Here is a 17,998-nt window from a genome sequence, read left to right as displayed (position 1 = left end):
CCGCACCCCCATCCCAACTCCGTCGTGGAGGGTGACGCTTGCGATCCGTCTGCCGAACGTCCCGCATCTCGTTCGTTGTCCTGGCGATGCTGGCGGCCCTGGCCTGGGCCTGCCCTTCGCGACAAGCCCTCGGGACCACCGGGTTTTTCCACCGGTTCGGTGACCCGTATCCCCGCATCGTCCAGCAGGTCTTCTACTACGTCGAGAAGAAGTACGTGGAGCCGGAGCGTGCCTCGCCCCGGGCCCTCCTGGACGGCGCGTTCGAGGCCCTGGAGAACCAGTACCCGGAGGTCCTGGTGGAGCCGGCGGGCGATGGCCGGGTCCGAATCCGGGTGGACCGGGCGGAGAAGACCTTCGACCTCACCCAGGCCCGGGAGTACCGGAAGGCCGCCGACATCCTGGCCACCGCGCTTCGGTTCGTGCACCAGAACCTGGGGGACGAGGTCGAGGAACAGGATCTCTACTACGCCGCCCTAAACGGTGCCCTCACCAAGCTCGATCCCCACTCGAGCGCGTTCAGCCCCAAGATGTTCAAGGAGTTCATGATCGGCACCCGGGGCACCTTCGGGGGCATCGGGTTCGTGTTCGGCATCCGCGACGGCGAGATGACCATCATCAGCGTGATCGAGGGCACCCCCGCGGAACGGGGGGGGCTGCGGTCGGGAGACCGGATCCTCTACATCGACGGCGAGCCCACCATCAACATGCCGGTGGACGTGGCGGCCAACAAGATGCGCGGCGAGCCGGGCACCCAGGTGACCCTCACCATCGACCGGGAGGGGTGGCCGGAACCCCGGGCGATCACCTTCACCCGCGAGGTGATCCACGTGGACAGCGTGGAGAGCTACGTGCTGACCGAGGGCGAAGGGGCGCCCGTTCTGGTGGCCCGGGTCAAGAATTTCCAGAAGGACACGACCGACGAACTGCGAAAGGCCGTGTCGGAGGCCCTGAAGGCCCACCCCGACCTCAAGGGGCTCGTGGTGGATCTGCGGAACAACCCCGGGGGCCTCCTGGACCAGGCCATCGAGCTTTCGGACGCGTTCCTGGAACAGGGGACCATCGTGAGCACCCGCGGGCCCGAGAAGGACGCCAACTCCCGGGCCGAGGCCGGGGACGACGACCCGGAGATCTTCGAGGGGCCGGTGGCCCTCCTGGTGAACCAGGGAAGCGCCTCGGCGTCCGAGATCGTGTCGGGGGCCCTCAAGGCCTCACGGGCCCTCGTGATCGGCCAGAAGACCTTCGGCAAGGGATCGGTGCAGAAGCTCTATCCCCTGACCGACGGCGGGGCCCTGAAGCTCACGGTGGCCCAGTACCTCACCCCGGGCGACGTGTCGATCCAGTCCATCGGCATCCAGCCCGACGTTGTGGTCTACCCGGCCCGGATCGAGGAGGGCCGGATGCGGATCGGCCCGCCCCCCACCCACGTGGCCGAGGCGGATCTCGAAAACGCCTTCAAGGACTGGGGGAACGCCTCGGAAAAACCCTGGGCCGAACTCCAGTACCTGGCCCCGAAACCGGAGGAGGACGAGAAGCCCTTCTCGGAGCTTTCCAAGGAGGAAAAGGCGCGGCGGCTCGCCAAGGACTTCGAGGTGGGCCTCGCCCGCCGGGTGCTCGCGGCGGCCGAGGGACGGGATCGCGGGGCCCTTCTCGCCGCGGCCCAGCGGGTGATCCCCGTGGTGCGGGCCGAGGAGGACCGGAAGATCTCCCAGGCCCTGGCCGCCCTCGGGATCGACTGGTCCGAGGGCGCGGGGGGGGCAGGGCTCCTCGTGGTGGCGCCCCAGGACACCGAGCTCGTGCCCGGCGAGACCGTGACCCTCCGGTTCACCGTGGCAAACCCCGGCACGGAGCCGGTTCACCGGGTGTGGGGCCGCACCGACTCCGAGAACCTCCTGCTCAAGAACCTGGATTTCGTGTTCGGCCGCCTCGGCCCGGGGGAGCGGAAGGAGGCCGTGGCCGAGGTGGAGGTGCCGAAGTCGGCGCTCCCGCGCTGGGACACGGTGACCCTGAAGCTCCACGCGGCCGGCACCGACGAGGCCGGCGCCGGCGCGGGGGCAGCCCACGTGGTGCCGGTTCCCCGGCCGGAGTTCGCGTACCGGTACCGGATGCGCGACGAGAACCGGGCCGTTCCGGCCCGGTCGGGGGACGGCCGGATCGAGGAGGGCGAGCGGATCCAGCTCGTCCTCGAGGTGGCGAACCGGGGCGAGGGGGCGAGCGGGCCGGTGGAGGTGAACATCCGGGGCGAGGAGAAGGAGCAGCTCTACCTGGAGAAGGCCCGCCACCGGTTCGATGCCCTGGCCCCGGGAGAGGTGGTCAACGCCCCCATGGAGTTTCGGCTGGTGCGAGCCGAGGAAAGCGGCGACGTGAAGGTGGGGGTGAGCATCACCGACCGGGATTTCGGGGCGTTCTTCTCGGATGAGCTCGAGTTCCGGGTGGGCGAGCCCTATCCAGCCCGGGAGCCGCGGGAGCCACCCCGGCTCGCCGCCGAGGGGCCGCCCCTTCGCACCGACGCCGAGCGGGTCGCCTTCGAGATCGAGGTCTCGGACGACGGTGCGGTGCGCGACGTGTACGCGTACCGGGAGCGGGACAAGGTGGTGTATCGCCGAAACCCGGACGACTCCGACCGGGTGAAGGTGCGAGTGGAGGTGCCGTTGGAGGAGGGGTCGAACCGGATCACCGTGGTGGCCCGCGACGAAAAGAAGATCGTGGCGACCCGAACGTTCTTCGTGTACCGGACGAAACCCGGGGAACCGGGCACGGAGCTCACCCAGAACCTCCAATCCAACCCCTGACGCCGCAACCGGAAAGAAGAATGCGAGACGAGACTTCCGCAGGGGACGGCGAGGCCCGGCCCGGAGGGCAGGCCGTGACGCGCTCGGGGTTCGTGGGAATCCTGGGCCGGCCCAACGTGGGCAAATCGACGCTGCTCAACCGCATCCTGGGCCAGAAGGTGGTGATCACGAGTCCCAAGCCCCAGACCACCCGCAACCGGGTGGCCGGCGTGCTGACCCGCGACGGGGTCCAGATGGTGTTCTTCGACACCCCGGGGGTCCACGAGGGGGAGAAGCTCCTGAACCGGTACATGCTCAAGGAAGCCCTCGCCTGCGTGCCCGACGTGGACGTGGCCCTCTTCCTGGTGGACGCCGTGACCGGCCGGCACCGGGACGACGAGGTCCTGGCCGAGCACCTGGGCCGATCGGGGAAGCCGGTGATCCTGGCCGTGAACAAGGCCGACCAGGGCCGCACGGCCACCGAGGCGTTCCTGGACCTCGTGACCCCGGTTTCCGTACACCGCATCTCGGCGCTCACCGGGGAGGGGGTGGACGGGTTGCTGGACGACCTCGCGGCCCGCATGCCCGAGGGGCCGGCGTACTTTCCCGAGGACCAGTTGACCGACCGGCCGGAGCGGTTCCTGGCCGAGGAGTTCATCCGGGAGAAGCTCTTCGAGCTCACGGGGGAGGAGATCCCCTACAGCGTGGCCGTGACCGTGGAGTCGTGGCAAGAGCGGCCCGAGGCCGATCTCGTGGTGATCCACGCCACGATCCACGTGGAGCGGCCGAGCCAGAAGGGCATCGTGATCGGCAAGGGGGGTCGGCTGATCAAGGAGGTGGGCCGCCGGGCGCGGCTCGATCTGGAGGCCCTTCTCGGGGCCCGGGTGTTCCTGGATCTCCACGTCACCGTGGACCGGAACTGGACCAAGGATCCCCGGGCGCTGCGGCGGTTCGGCTATGAGGTGCGCGGATGAGCCTGGTGGCGATCGTGGGCCGGCCCAACGTGGGCAAGTCCACCCTGTTCAACCGCCTGGTGGGCCGACGGGTGGCCATCGTGGAGGACGTGCCGGGGGTGACCCGCGACCGCCGGTACGCCCCGGTCGAATGGGGTGACCGGCGGGTCACGCTGGTGGACACCGGGGGCCTCGCCCCGGAACCGGCCGACGAGGTGGAGGACGGGATGACCCGGCAGGCCCTCCAGGCCGTGGAGGAGGCGGACCTCATCCTGTTCGTCACCGATGCCCACGAGGGGGTGCTGCCGGCCGACGAGGAGATCGCCCAGGTCCTCCGGCGGCGCAGCAAGGACGTGCTTCTGGTGGTGAACAAGGTGGACGGGCCCCGGTGGGAGGCCGCGGCCGCCGAGTTCTACGCCCTCGGGTTCGACGCCGTGTTCCCGGTGTCGGCCGAGCACGGCCGCGACGTGGACGCCCTCGAGGACGCCTTGCGGGAACGCCTGCCGCCCGCGCCGGAGGAACCCGAACCGGAGGGGGAGTCCGCGGTCCGGGTGGCCGTGCTGGGCCGGCCCAACGTGGGGAAGAGCTCGCTGGTGAACCGGCTCGTGGGCCGGGAGCGGGTGGTGGTGAGCGCCCGGGCGGGAACCACCCGGGATCCCATCGACACCCTGGTCCGGCACGAAGGACGGCCATATCTGCTCATCGACACGGCGGGAATCCGGCGGAAAAGCAAGGTGGAGCAGGGGGTCGAGCGCTGGAGCGTGGTCCGGGCCCTCAAGACCATCGACCGGGCCGAGGTGTGCCTCGTGCTCCTCGATGCCACTGAAGGGCTCACCGACCAGGACGCCCGCATCCTGAACCTGGTCCTCAAGGGGGGGCGGGCCCTGGGGGTCGTGCTCAACAAGTGGGACCTGGTGGAAAAGGACGAGAAGACCTTCGACCGCACGGCGGCGGAACTCCGTCGTCGGCTCGGGCCCCACGGCCACGTCCCCGTGGTGAGCCTGTCGGCCTTGACCGGCCAGCGGGTGCACCGGGTGTTCGGGCTCGTGGACCGGCTCCACGGGGAGTGGACCCGGAGGATCCCCACTTCCCAGGTAAACGCGTTCCTGGAGGCGGCGATCCGGGAGCTCCCGCCGCCGGTCCAGGTGGGCAAGCGCACCCGCATCTACTACATGACCCAGGTGGACACCGCGCCGCCCACGTTTGCCGCGTTCACGAGCTTTCCGGAGGGGATCACCGAGTCGTACCGGCGGTACCTGGTGAACCGCCTGCGGGAGACTTTTGGATTCGAAGGGGTGCCCGTGCGGCTGGAGTTCCGGCGCCGGACTCGCCCCGGGGAGGAGACGAGATGACCGAAGCGCAAGGGGTCCCGATCGAAGATCTTCGTGTCCGGGTGTCCCGGCTCCAGCGGGGCATGGCCCGCCAGGGGCTCGGAGGCGCCCTGCTCCTAGCGAACGCCTCGAGGTACTGGGCCTCCGGCACCATGCAGGCCGGGGCGGTCGTCGTGGCCGCGTCGGGGGATCCGGTGGTGTTCTGCCGGAAGGACGCCGAACGGGCCCGCCGGGAAACCCCGTGCCGGGTGGTCGAGCTGGAGAGCCAGCGGGCGCTGCCATCGGCCATCCGGGAGGCGCTGGGGGAGATCCCCCAGCCCCTGGGGCTCGAGCTGGACGTCCTGCCGGTGAACCAGTTCCGGCGGTTCGAGGCCCTCCTCGAGGGGGTGGACCTCGCCGACGTCTCGGGGCCCCTCTCGCTGGCCCGGGCCGTCAAGACGCGGTGGGAGATCGAGCGCATCCGGGGCGCCGCCCGGGTGGTGGCCGAGGCCGTGACGGCTGTGCCCGGGCTCCTTCGTCCCGGGATCCCGGAGTTTGAGTTGGCCGCGGCCGTCGAGTACGAACTGCGCCGACGGGGGCACGGGGGGCTCCTGCGGATGCGGGGCTTCAACCAGGAGATCTTCTACGGGCACGTGATGGCCGGGCCCACGGCCGCCGAGCCGTCGTTCCTCGACGCGCCCACGGGCGGAGCCGGGCTCGGGGCCGCCCTTCCCCAGGGGGCGAGCCCCCGGCCCATCGGGCCCGGGGAACCGATCACCGTGGACCTGGTGGGGAACAACCAGGGGTACCTGTGCGACCAGACCCGCATCTTCTGCTTGGGCGAGCCCCCCGAAACCGTAACCCGGGCGTTCGCGGCCGCCTGCGCGGTCCAGGACGCCGTGACGGCGATGGCCCGGCCCGGGGTGACGGGGGACGACCTCTACCGGGTCGCCCGGGCGAAGGCCGACGACACCCCCTTCGCCCGAACCTTCCTGGGGCACCGCAACCCGGTCACGTTCGTGGGCCACGGCATCGGGCTCGAGGTGGATGAACCGCCGTTCTTGGCCCGGGGCTTCCGGGTGCCCCTGGAGGAGGGTATGGTGTTTGCGTTGGAGCCCAAATTCGTGATCCCGGGCGTGGGGGCCGTGGGGGTCGAGGACACGTTTCGGGTCACCGCGACGGGGGTGGAACCGCTCACCGTTTCTCCCAGGGAGTTGATCCGGGTGTAGGGAGGTCCGCGATGCCGGGGACGACGGGGAACCCGGGAGGGGCGCCGTGAAGGGGGGATGGAGCGCGGCCCGCCTGCGGCAGTGGTGGTGGATCGCCTTCGTCCTCGGCACCCTCATGATCAACTACCCGTTCCTCATGATCTTCGACCGGCCCGTGACCGTGGGCCGGATCCCCCTCCTGTTCCTCTACCTCATGGGCGGGTGGGCCGTGAGCATCGCGGCCATCGCCCTTTACGCCCACCTCCTGCGCCGGGTCGGCCCCCCGGAGGACGGTTCCTGAGATGCCGCTCACGTGGGGGTGGGTTGCGTCGATCGCGTTTGCGTACCTCCTGCTTCTGTTCGGGGTGGCCTACTGGGCCGAGCGGCGCAAAGACCGGGGCCGGAGCATCATCTCCAACCCCCTGGTCTACGCCCTCTCGACCGCCGTCTACTGCACCTCCTGGACCTTCTACGGGAGCGTCGGGCGGGCCACGGTTTCGGGGTTTCAGTTCCTGGCCGTGTACCTCGGGCCCACCCTGATCGCGTTCTCCTGGTGGACCCTGCTCCGGAAACTCGTGCGGGTGTCCCGGGAGAACCACATCACCTCGCTCTCCGACCTGGTGGCGTCCCGGTACGGAAAGAGCGGGCGGCTGGGCGCCCTGGTCACCGTGATGATCCTCGTGGGGAACACCCCCTATATCGGGCTCCAGCTCAAGGCCATCTCCACGACCTTTGAGATTCTGACCCAGGTGTCCCCCGAGACCCCGTTTCGGATCGTGGGCCACCCCGAGTGGTTCGTACAGGACACGGCGTTCGCGGTGGCCCTCGTCCTGGGCGTGTTCGGCGGCATGTTCGGGGCCCGGAGGTTGGACCCCTCGGAACGCCACGAGGGGATGGTGGCGGCCGTGGCCCTCGAGAGCGTGGTGAAGCTCGCCGCGCTCCTCACCGTGGGCTGCTTCGTCACGTGGGGGCTCTTCTCCGGGTTCTCCGACATCTTCGCCCAGATCGCCGACCACGAGTTCTTCTCCCACCTGCTGACCCTGGGGGCCGCGCCCGGGCGTTCCTACTCCACCTGGTTCACCCTGCTCGTGCTCTCGGCCTGCTCCGTTATGCTGCTGCCCCGGCAGTTCCACGTCATGGTCGTGGAGAACTGCAAGGAGGAGCACATCCGCCACGCCATGTGGCTCTTTCCCCTGTATCTCTTTCTGATCAACCTGTTCGTCGCCCCGATCGCGTTCGGGGGGCTCCTACTCTTCCAGAGCCCGGCGCTCGCCGACACCTTCGTCCTGCGGATCCCCCTGCGCACGGGGCACAACCTCCTGGCCCTGGCCGCGTTCCTCGGGGGGCTTTCTGCGGCCACCGGGATGGTGGTGGTCTCCTCGGTGGCCATCTCTACCATGGTCCTCAACAACCTCGTCGTCCCGGTGCTCCTGCGGGTGGGCTGGCCGCGGCGCATGGCGCCCCTGCTGCTCCACTGCAAGCGGGCCATCATCGTGGGGGTGATCCTCCTGGGGTACGCGTACTACCGGCTGCTGGGCGAGCGGTTCATGCTGGTGGACATCGGGCTTTTGTCCTTCGCCTCGGCGGCGCAGCTCGCCCCGGCTGTGCTGGGGGGGCTCTACTGGCGGCCGGCGACCGGCCGGGGCGCCGCGGCCGGGTTGCTGGCCGGGTTTGCCTCGTGGCTCTACTTCTTCCTCACCCCGTCCCTGGCAAAGGCCGGCTGGATCCCCCTGTCGGTGCTCCGGGACGGCCCCTGGGGGATCCGGATCCTCCGGCCCGACGCGTTTCTGGGTCTGGAGGGTCTGGATCTCTGGAGCCACGGCCTCTTCTGGTCCCTGCTCCTGAACGCCGTGGCGTTCCTGGCCGTGAGCCTGCTCACCCGGCCATCCCGGGCCGAACAGGAGCAGATCCCCCGGTTCCTGGACGCCATGGGGCCCGCTCCCCGGGCGCGGCCCGATCTGCGAATGGCCCGGGCCCCGTCGGTGGGCGAGTTCGAGGAGCTCCTGGCCAAGTTCCTCGGGGCCGCGAAGGCCCGGCAGCGGCTCGGGGAGTTTTTCGGGGACTCGGGGTACGACCGCAAGGCCGTTCTTTCGGACGACCGGATGCTCGAGCTCCAGGCCCACGTGGAGCGGAGCCTCGCGGGGGCCCTGGGTCCGGTGGCCGCAAGCCGAGTGGTCCAGCGGTATCTGGACCTCAAGGGCACGACCCTGGAGGAGATCTTCGACGTGTTCGGCGCGGTCTCCCTGAGCCTCGAAGAGAGCCGCGAGGAACTCCAGGCCCGGGTGCGCGAGCTCTCGGTTCTTTTCGAGGCGTCGAAGCGGGTCGCGGCCACCCTGGACGAAGACGAGGCGATCCGGGCCGTGCTCGACCTGGTGGGCTCCGAGTTCGGCATGGATCGCCGGGCGGTGTTCCTGGTGCGGGACGGAAGGCTCCACCCGGCCCGGGCCGAGGGGTTTCCCCAGCAGTATCTTTCCGCGATTTCTCGTGGATCCCGGCGGCCCTCGTACGTGGTCCAGGCGCTCGGGGACCGGCGGACCGTGTTCCTGTCGGACTCCGCCCTGGCGCCCCAGCCCCTTCCCCTGGAGGTCACGGCGGATCCCGGGCTTCTTTCGTTGATCGCCACGCCCATCGTACATGAACACCAGGTGATCGGGGTGCTGGTGGCCGGAAGCAGCCGGCGAAAGGGCTATTTCTCCGAGAAGTTCGTGGAGGCGTTCGAGGCCCTGGCGACCGAGCTCGCGCTCGCCCTGGCCAACGCCCGGCTCTACGAGGAGATCCGGGAGCTCAACCGCACCCTCGAGGAGAAGGTCCGGGAGCGGACCCGGGAACTCGAGGAGGCGAACCGCAACTTGCAGGAACTCGACCGGTTGAAAAGCGAGTTCCTGGCCAACATGAGCCACGAACTCCGGACCCCGATGAACTCGATCCTCGGGTACACCCAGCTCGTTCTCGACGAGGTGGACGGGCCGCTCACGGACGAGCAGCGCAAGAGCCTGGAACGGGTCGAGAAGAACGCCCGGCATCTGTTGAAGCTGATCAACGATATCCTGGATCTCTCGAAGATCGAGGCCGGCCGGATGGAGTTGGAACTCCACCGGTTCGACCTGGGGTCGTTGGCCGAGGAGGTGGCCGAGGACCAACGCACCATGGCCGAGGCGAAGAACCTGCGGCTCGTGGTGCGCCGGGAGGAGGGCGACCTCAGGGTCGTGGCCGACCCGAACAAGATTCGGGAAGTGTTGAACAACCTTGTGAACAATGCTATCAAGTTCACGGACGCGGGCCGGGTCACGATCCGGGTGCGGCCGGAACCGCGTGCCACCGACGGCGTGGCCGTGGATGTGGAGGACACGGGGATCGGCATCCCCGAGGACGGTCTCGCGGTGATCTTCGAGGCGTTCAAACAGCTCGACGGGTCCACCACCCGTGCCCACGGCGGCACGGGGCTCGGGCTGAGCATTGCGAAGCGCCTGGTGGAGCTCCACGGCGGGGAGATCACGGTGGCGAGCCGGGTGGGCGAGGGAAGTTGTTTCACGGTGTGGCTCCCACGGGAAGGACCGGAGGCGACGCCGCGGCCGGGCGCGGAAACGGGCGAGACCTGCCGCCCCTAGGCGGGGCCGCCCGCAGGAACCAACCGGGTTCCACGGGGCCGGAAGCGGCGGGAGTGGGGGCTCCCGGCGGCGATCCGGGCTTCCAGGCCTGCGGGGATCAGCCGTCGCGGCTCGGACGACCATTCCCCCAGGGGCTGGCCGGGGGAACCGTCCGGAATCGCAAGAGGGGTGGGATTCAGGACCCGAGGCCTTAGGGGTTCGCATCCCGCCACCGACGCTTCCCTCCAGCCGCCGGAGGGATGGACTTCCGGTTTTCCGGCCTTCTTCCGCGACGTTGTTCCGCGCCGGCGCCCACGGGTTGGGCCGGTCGGTGTCGGGCATGTTGTTACGGTTTCCAGCCCCCAACCGCCAAGCGACTGCGCCGCCTTGGCGGGAAGTGAAGGATTCGAGTGGCCCCGAAGATTCTGGTGGTAGAGGACAACGTCGACAACCGGGACCTCTTGGTCAAGGTGCTCTCCCGCCACGGGTACGAGGTGGTGGAGGCCACGTCGGGAGAAGAGGCCCTCGAACTGGCCCCCAAGGTGCGTCCGGACCTCGTGCTCATGGACATCAGCCTCGGGGGGATGGACGGGCTCGAGGCCACCCGGAGGCTCAAGGCGCTGCCGGGGGTTGCCGGGGTTCCGGTGGTGGCGATCACGGCCTACGCCATGGTGGGCGACCGGGAACGGGCCCTGGAGGCCGGATGCGACGGGTACATCGCGAAACCCGTGGACGTGCGCGCCCTCCCCGACCAGGTCGCCGATTTTCTCCGGAAGGGGGAAGCGCGCTAAGGGGCCGGGAGGGCCCGCGGCCTCGCCCCACGGGGCCTTGCAACGGGAACAGGACATTCCGAGGGCCGGGGCCGCTGGGGGAGCGGCGATTTCCAGGGCGATGAGGAGACGACCGTGACCACGGCGCCGAAGATCCTGGTGGTGGACGACAACATCGACAACGTGGAACTGCTGGTCAAGCGGCTCCGCGCCGCCGGGTACCGCACCTGCGAGGCGTACGACGGGGAACAGGCCCTCGAAAAGGTGGCGGCGGAGGATCCGGACCTCGTGATCCTCGACGTCATGATGCCCAAGCTCGACGGCTACGGGGTGTGCGAGCGGCTGAAAACCTCCGACGCCACTCGGTCGATCCCGGTGCTGATGCTCACGGCGAAGCGGGAGGTCCCCGACAAGATCCGGGGGCTCGACATCGGGGCCGACGACTACATCACAAAGCCGTTCAACCCCCAGGAGCTCATGGCCCGGGTTAAGAGCCTCCTCCAGCGCCGGTTCTCGGAAGAGCGACGCCTCACCGAGGAGCGGCTCGATGCCCTGGGGCAGATGGCGGAGGGGGTGGCCCACGAGGTCCGAAACCCCATGGTGGCGATCGGCGGGTTCGCCCGCCGCATCCGGGACAAACTGCCCGAGGATAGCCCGCTGAGGGACTACGCGGAACGGATTCTCCAGGAGGTGAAGCGGCTGGAGTCGATGGTCGAGGAGATCGTCCGGTTCAAGACCCTGATGATCTCCCCGTACCAGAGCGTGGACCTCCGGCAACTGGCCGACGAGGTGCTCGACCGCTATGCGGGTACCCTCGAGGAGGCGGGGTTGCGGCTGGAGCGGGACTACGGGGAGGTGGGGGCGATCCAGGGGGACCCCCAGAATCTCCGGCTCGCGCTGGAGAACCTCCTCCAGAACGCCATCGAGGCCACCCCACCGGGGGGCACGATCTCGGTCCGATTGGAGGACCTGGGCGACCGGGTGCGGCTCGTGGTGGCCGATACGGGCCGCGGGATTCCCAAGGACCAGATCGCCAACGTCTTCGACCCGTTCTACACCACGAAGACCGCAGGGGCCGGTATGGGGCTCACCATGGTCCACCGGATCGTCACGCGCCACGGCGGTGCGGTGGACATCGAGAGCCAGGTGGGCCGCGGAACCGCGGTGCACCTGGTGCTGCCCAAGCGCCAGCCCAACGGGATCTGAGGAAGGAAGCGGCCGTGTCCCATGGGCCGGAAGCGGTCCCCTGGCTCGACGCGTTCCTCGAGCACCTGGCGGTGGAGCGGGGCGTGAGCCCCCGCACGCTGGACGCCTACGGCCGCGATCTTAGACGGTTTGCCGCGTATCTGGGATCCCGGGCGTCCGACCTCGGCCGGGTGCGGGGGGCCGACATCCTCGGGTTCTTGCGGGCCGAGAAGGGCAGGGGGGTGTCGAGCCGAACCCTGGCCCGCCGGATGTCGGCCCTGCGGGGGCTGTTCCGGTTCCTCGTGCGCGAGGGCGTGGTCGCCGGGGACCCCTTCACCCGCCTGGAGTCCCCCCGGGTCTGGAAAACCCTTCCCCACACCCTGCCGGCCGACGAGGCGGCGGCGCTCGCCGAGGGTCCCCCCGGGGAATCACCCCAGGCCCTGCGGGACCGGGCGATCCTGGAGCTCCTTTACGGCTCCGGGCTCCGGGTTTCGGAGTTGTGCGATCTGACCTTCGACCAGATCGACCTCTCCGTGGGGTACGTGCGCCTCCTGGGGAAGGGCAGCAAGGAGCGGGTCGTCCCCCTGGGCGAGCGGGCGGCCCAGGCCCTGGCGGAGTACCTGGAGCGGGGGCGGCCTCGGCTCGCCAAGCCCGGCGTTCGCACGAACCACGTGTTCCTGAACCGGTTCGGCCGGCGGATCTCGCGCCAGTCGGTGTGGTCGCTGGTGAAGCGGCGGTGCCGGGATCTGGGGCTTCCCGCCTCCACGAGCCCCCATACCCTGCGGCACTCGTTCGCCACCCATCTCCTGGAGGGCGGCGCGGACCTGCGGAGCGTCCAGATGATGCTCGGCCACGCCGATCTCTCCACCACCCAGATCTATACCCACGTCACCCGCAAGCGGCTGGCCGATCTCGTGCGCCGCCACCATCCGCGGCGCTGAGCGCCGGGAGCGCCGGAGCCCGTGGACCTCATCACCACCCACATCAACGCCGATTTCGACAGCCTCGGGGCCATGGTGGCGGCGAAACGGCTGTACCCCGACGCCGTGTTGGCCTTTTCGGGAAGCCAGGAGCGAAGCCTCCGGCAGTTCCTCCTGGAAAGCGCCCTCTACGCCATGGACCTCCGGAAGGCCCGCCATGTAAATCTCTCCGCCGTTCGCCGGCTCGTGCTCGTGGACGTGTCCCACCCCGACCGGATCGGACGGTTCACCGAACTCCTGAACCGCCCCGACGTGGAGATCCACGTGTACGACCACCACCCGGACCCCGACACGGCCATCCGGGCCCGGGTACGGCACATCGAGCCGGTGGGCGCGGCCACCACCCTCCTCGTGGAGATCCTGCGGGAGCGGCGTCTACCGATCACCCCCGAGGAGGCCACGGCCATGCTGCTGGGGATCTACGAAGACACGGGCGGGCTCGTGTTCGCCACCACAACCCCCCGGGACCTGGAGGCGGCGGCCTATCTCCTGGGGCAGGGGGGCGATCTGAACGTCGTGTCCTCGTTTCTGACCCCGGAACTCAGCCTGGAGCAGGTGCGGCTCTTGGAGGCGCTCCTTCGAAACCAGACCGTTCACCGCATCTACGGCGTGGACGTCACCGTGACCGAGGCGAGCGCCGATCACTACGTGGGGGACATCGCCTTCCTCATCCACAAGGTCCGGGACATGGAGAACCTGGACGTGGTCGTGGCCGCGGTGCGGCTGGGGGACCAGGTGCAGGTAGTGGCCCGGAGCCGCATCCCCACCCAGGTGGACGTGGGCGCCCTGGCCCGGGCTTTGGGGGGAGGGGGCCATCCCGAGGCGGCCTCGGCCTCGATCCGGGACGAAACCCTGGTGCAGGTACGGGAACGGATCCTGGGGCTCCTGCCGAAGATCGTGCGCCCGCCGGTCACGGCGCGGGACATCGCGAGCGCCCCCGTGAAGTTCGTGCGCTCGGGCGCGAAGCTCCGGGAGGTCCAGGAGGCCCTGAACCGGTACCACCTGAACGCCATGCCCGTGCTCGACGACGCGGGGCGGGTCGTGGGGGTGGTGACCCGGATGATCGTGGAGCGCGCGATCCGGCACGGGTTGGCCGAGGCGCCGGTGGACGACTACATGACGACCGAGGTGGAAACCGTGGGACCCGACGCCCCCCTGGACGAGGTGCGGCGCCTCGTCGTGCGGGAGAACCACCGGCTGGTGCCGATGGTGGAGAGGGGAGCGCTGGCGGGGGTGATCACCCGCACGGACCTTCTGCGTTCCCTGACCGCCGAGTTCGGGCCGGTGGACTCCGGCGCCCGGGAACCCCAGGAGCGCGACGTGTCCCAGATGCTTCGGGAGCGGTTGTCGCCGGACGTGCTCGAGCGGCTCCGGGAGTTCGGGGCCCTGGCGCGGGAGCGGGGGATGGAGGCGTACCTGGTGGGGGGAGGGGTCCGGGATCTCCTGCTCCGGCGGCCGGTGGAGGATCTCGATCTGGTGGTCGAGGGCGACGGCGTGGCCCTGGCCGAAGAGGCGGCGGAGCGGTGGGGGGCCCGGGTGCGGCCCCACCGGCCGTTCGGCACGGCCAAGCTCGTGTGCCCCGACGGGGTGCGCCTCGACGTGGCCACGGCCCGCACCGAGTATTACGCGCGACCCGGGGCCCTGCCCACCGTGGAGTGGTCGAGCCTCAAGCTGGACCTCTACCGCCGGGATTTCAGCATCAACACCCTGGCCGTTCGGCTCTCCCCCGCCCGGTTCGGCGAGGTGGTGGACTTTTTCGGCGGCCTCCGGGATCTCAAGGAGGGCACCATCCGGGTGCTCCACAACCTGTCGTTCGTGGAGGACCCCACCCGCATCCTCCGGGCCTTGCGGTTTCAGCGGCGGTTCGGGTTCCGGCTGGGCCGCCAGACGGAGAAGCTGCTGCGGACCGCGGTCCGGGAGGGGTTTCTCACCGAGGCCCGCGGGAAACGGATGTTCCAGGAGTGGGTCGCGTTCCTCTCCGAGGGCGACGGGGCCGAGAACCTGTCCGTGGCCGACGAGCACGGGGTGCTCGAAGCCCTCATCCCCGGGGTCCGGTACGACCCGCGGCTCGAGGCGTTGGTCGAGCGGGTGCGGGGGGTGCTCACGTGGTTCCGGCTGCTCTACCGAGAATCGGAGCTGGACGACTGGCGGATCTACCAACTGGCGCTCCTGGACCCGCTCAGCGAGAACCAGACCGAGCAGTGGGTGTTGGCCATGGGCATTGGCCAGGGCGAGGGCCGGCGGCTCCTGGCGGCGAGGGGGGCCGCATATCGGGCCTTGGGGGAGTTGCGAAGGGCCCTGGACCAGGGAAGCGGCGCGGTTCCCGACAGCCGGGTCCACGCGATCCTCCACCCCTGCGGGGACGAGGCGCGCCTGTTCATGATGGCCAAGACCGAGGACGACCGGAAGCGCAGGCTGATCAGCCGGTACTACACCCGGCTCGCGGACGTTCGACCCGTTCTCCAGGGGCGCGACCTCCAGCGCATGGGGATCCCGCCGGGGCCTGTGTACCGGGAGATCCTGGACGGACTCCTGCGGGCCCGGCTGGACGGCGAGGTCCGCACCCGAGCCGACGAAGAGGCCTGGGTCCGGCGGCGCTGGACGGACCGGGGACCGCCCTCGGGGGTTGACGCCGGGAGACGCGGCCGATAGGGTAAACAGCAATCTACCGACCGGACGGTTGAGAGTCGGCGGACAGGTTGGGGAACCAGGGGGAAAGGAGGAGGAGAAACGATGCCTAAGCTCAAGCAGATCTCGGTATTCCTGGAGAACTCGCCCGGGCGGCTCTACGCCGTCACCAAAGCCCTCGGGGACGCCGGCATCAACCTGCGGGCCCTGAGCCTCGTGGACACGGCGGGGTTCGGGGTTCTGCGGCTCCTGGTGTCCGACGTGGCCAAGGCCCGCCGGGTGGTCATGGGGCTCCACCTCCCGGCCCGGGTGGACGAGGTGGTGGCCGTGGAGATCCCGGACAAACCCGGGAGCCTCGCGGCCGTCCTGGCCCCCATCAACCAGGCCGGCATCAACGTGGAGTACATGTATGCGTTTACCGGGTTCTCCTCGGAGAACGCCGTCATGGTGTTCCGGTTCAGCGACAACGACAAAGCCATCCGGGTTCTGAACGAACAGGGCGTGAGGGTTCTCGACGCCGAGGCCTTCGGCATGCTCGAGGGCGCGTAGGCCGCGCGAAAGGAGGAAGCCATGGGAGGATCTGCGGACTTTAGCCCGACCCGCTTTGCCGTGATCGGCGCCGGCCCGGTGGGGAGCGTGGTGGCCGGGCACCTGGCGGCCAAGGGCTTCGAGGTGACCCTGTGCGACATCGTCGAGGACCTTCTCCGTCCGGCCCTGGATCCGGGGATCGAGATCGAGGGGGCCGACTCGCTTTCGGGCGCCAAGGTCACCCGGGTCACGACCCACGTGGACGAACTGGGGGACTTCGACCCCGAGGTGATCTTCGTGACCACCAAGGCCACGGCCCTTCCGCTCCTGGCCTCGGCGATCCAGGGGTTCCACCGGGAGGGCCTGTACGTGGTGAGTTGGCAAAACGGGATCGACACGGAGCTCGTGCTGGCCGAGGCCCTGGGCCGGCCCTGGGTCATGCGCGCCGTGGTGAACATGGGGGTGGGGCTCGCGGCACCGGGTAGGGTGCACATGGCCTTCCACCATCCGCCCCACTACGTGCAGGAGCTCGACCCGGCGGGCCGGGCGGCGGCCGAGGGGGTGGCCCAAGCGCTGACGGCATCGGGGCTTCCCACGGAGCACACGGACCAGCTCGTCAACATGGTGTGGCGAAAGACGATCATGAACGCCTCGATGAACCCCGTGTGCGCGCTGACCGGCATGACCATGGCCCAGGCCATGCAGGACCCCTTCGTGGCCGGCATCGTGGACCAACTCGTGAAGGAGGGGATCCAGGTGGCCCGGGCCAACGAGATCTCCCTGGGCTGGGACTACTACCGGTACTGCATGAACTACCTGCGCTCCGCGGGCAACCACAAGCCCTCGATGCTAATGGACGTGGAGGCCAAGCGCCGCACCGAGATCGACTACATCAACGGGAAGATCGTGGAGTACGGTGAGATGGCGGGCATCCCCACCCCGTACAACCAAATGATCCAGGCCCTCGTAAAGGGCAGGGAGGAGACGCTCCGGTAGGGGGATCGGCCTCCGCGGCGAGGCGTCGGCGGCCCCGCTTTCCGAGACGGAGGGCGGGGCCGCACTGCGTCGGCACCCTTGCGCCGGGGGCCCCGGTTCGCGATGATGGGCCGGGTTCGGGGTTTGAGCCTACATGCGAGGATTGAACCATGTCGCGCGCGCTTCTCGCCCTATGGATGGCGCTTGTGGGCGGGCTCTCGGCGCTCCAGCCCTCGGTGAACGCCCGGCTGGCCGACCGGGTCGGCGGGTTTCTGCCGAGCGCGCTGGTGTCGTTTTCGGTGGGGGCTCTGGCGCTGTTGGCCCTGGTGACGGCGTCGGGCCGGCTGCCCCGGCTCTGGGGCCTTGCCGACGCCCGGTGGTGGGAGCTCACCGGAGGGCTGATCGGCGCCGTGTACGTGGCGAGCACCATCGTGGTGTTCCCCCGGCTGGGGACCGCGGCGGGCATGGCCTCGGTGATCGCCGCCCAACTCGTGGCCGGGTTGCTCCTCGACCGGGCCGGGGCGTTCGGGTTCGAGCGGATCCCCCTGGGGCCCTCCCGGCTCGTGGGGGTGGGGCTCCTGATCCTGGGCACCGTGCTGGTTCTGCGGAAGGGCTGAAACGAAACCGAGAGATACGAATACCTTCGAAAGTATTGACTGAGGCGGGTGGGGGGCCGGCTTCCGGCGGTGCGTGAGTGCGGCATCCGGCCACTGTAGGAGCCACGCCCGGCGCTCCGGCAGGCCCCACGCCCCGAAGCGCTTCTATTTGACCCCCGGAGTGATAGTAGAGGAGCGACCCATGGGGCACCGGGTCACCGTGTTCAAACCGTACCCCCTGGTACCGGGTCAGAAGATCCGGATCGAGGGGGGACCCCGGTCGGGGGACTGGGAGGTGGTGGAGGTGGGCGACCGGAAAATGAGGCTTCGCTGCCCCGTGTCGGGCAAGGAGGTGGAGTGGGACCGGTTCGCCTGCTTCGTGGAGGAGCGCCCGGACGCGGAGTGGCCCCGGCGGGACGGGTAGCGGGGAGCTCCGTGGCGGTCCGCCTCCCACGACGGGCGGGAGCGGCCCTTGGGCGACGGTCCGGGCCGAAGAGCTCATGGTAAAAC

General features: G+C 69.7%; 14 protein-coding genes. All 14 read left to right on the top strand.

All coding sequences use genetic code 11. From position 1 onward, the window contains the following. The first annotated feature begins 38 nt into the window (after nucleotides 1–38). Entirely contained in the window at nucleotides 39–2,789 is a 2,751-nt protein-coding gene (locus ACYQ8L_RS05125; protein ID WP_459940700.1) for an MXAN_5808 family serine peptidase, read from the top strand. Between the two features lie 20 nt (nucleotides 2,790–2,809). After that, a complete protein-coding gene (gene era, locus ACYQ8L_RS05120) occupies nucleotides 2,810–3,742 on the top strand; it encodes a GTPase Era (protein WP_459940699.1) in 933 nt (310 codons plus the stop codon). Continuing rightward, nucleotides 3,739–5,073, top strand: a complete 1,335-nt coding sequence (gene der / locus ACYQ8L_RS05115) for a ribosome biogenesis GTPase Der (protein WP_459940698.1) — start codon at nucleotides 3,739–3,741, stop codon at nucleotides 5,071–5,073. Before era ends, der begins: the two co-directional genes overlap by 4 nt. After that, on the top strand, nucleotides 5,070–6,260 hold the full coding sequence (locus tag ACYQ8L_RS05110) for a M24 family metallopeptidase (RefSeq protein WP_459940697.1): 1,191 nt from the start codon (nucleotides 5,070–5,072) through the stop codon (nucleotides 6,258–6,260). Before der ends, ACYQ8L_RS05110 begins: the two co-directional genes overlap by 4 nt. 46 nt (nucleotides 6,261–6,306) lie before the next feature. Further along, nucleotides 6,307–6,540, top strand: a complete 234-nt coding sequence (locus ACYQ8L_RS05105) for a hypothetical protein (RefSeq protein ID WP_459940696.1) — start codon at nucleotides 6,307–6,309, stop codon at nucleotides 6,538–6,540. Between the two features lies 1 nt (nucleotide 6,541). After that, the gene (locus ACYQ8L_RS05100) at nucleotides 6,542–9,847 is read left to right on the top strand and encodes an ATP-binding protein (protein ID WP_459940695.1); all 3,306 of its coding nucleotides are present in this window, start codon (nucleotides 6,542–6,544) and stop codon (nucleotides 9,845–9,847) included. Nucleotides 9,848–10,236: 389 nt separating this feature from the next. Then, the gene (locus tag ACYQ8L_RS05095; RefSeq protein WP_459940694.1) at nucleotides 10,237–10,617 is read left to right on the top strand and encodes a response regulator; all 381 of its coding nucleotides are present in this window, start codon (nucleotides 10,237–10,239) and stop codon (nucleotides 10,615–10,617) included. 114 nt (nucleotides 10,618–10,731) lie between these two features. Next, nucleotides 10,732–11,802 (top strand): ATP-binding response regulator, encoded by a 1,071-nt coding sequence (locus ACYQ8L_RS05090; protein ID WP_459940693.1) that lies wholly within the window; start codon nucleotides 10,732–10,734, stop codon nucleotides 11,800–11,802. A gap of 14 nt (nucleotides 11,803–11,816) precedes the next feature. Further along, on the top strand, nucleotides 11,817–12,722 hold the full coding sequence (gene xerD, locus ACYQ8L_RS05085) for a site-specific tyrosine recombinase XerD (protein ID WP_459940692.1): 906 nt from the start codon (nucleotides 11,817–11,819) through the stop codon (nucleotides 12,720–12,722). 21 nt (nucleotides 12,723–12,743) lie between these two features. Beyond that, on the top strand, nucleotides 12,744–15,413 hold the full coding sequence (locus tag ACYQ8L_RS05080) for a CBS domain-containing protein (RefSeq protein WP_459940691.1): 2,670 nt from the start codon (nucleotides 12,744–12,746) through the stop codon (nucleotides 15,411–15,413). An 81-nt stretch (nucleotides 15,414–15,494) separates the two neighbouring features. Further along, nucleotides 15,495–15,938 carry an ACT domain-containing protein gene (locus ACYQ8L_RS05075; RefSeq protein WP_459940690.1) on the top strand — a complete coding sequence of 148 codons (444 nt, stop codon included), beginning with the start codon at nucleotides 15,495–15,497 and terminating at the stop codon, nucleotides 15,936–15,938. Between the two features lie 21 nt (nucleotides 15,939–15,959). Next, entirely contained in the window at nucleotides 15,960–16,913 is a 954-nt protein-coding gene (locus ACYQ8L_RS05070) for a ketopantoate reductase family protein (RefSeq protein WP_459940689.1), read from the top strand. Nucleotides 16,914–17,062: 149 nt separating this feature from the next. Continuing rightward, the gene (locus tag ACYQ8L_RS05065; protein ID WP_459940688.1) at nucleotides 17,063–17,509 is read left to right on the top strand and encodes a DMT family transporter; all 447 of its coding nucleotides are present in this window, start codon (nucleotides 17,063–17,065) and stop codon (nucleotides 17,507–17,509) included. 181 nt (nucleotides 17,510–17,690) lie between these two features. After that, nucleotides 17,691–17,912 carry a hypothetical protein gene (locus ACYQ8L_RS05060; protein ID WP_459940687.1) on the top strand — a complete coding sequence of 74 codons (222 nt, stop codon included), beginning with the start codon at nucleotides 17,691–17,693 and terminating at the stop codon, nucleotides 17,910–17,912. The last annotated feature ends 86 nt before the right edge of the window (nucleotides 17,913–17,998 follow it).

It is taken from the genome of Deferrisoma palaeochoriense (assembly GCF_054656955.1).
The sequence above is the reverse complement of the archived record's forward strand: the minus strand, read 5'-3'. Positions and strand labels throughout refer to the sequence as shown.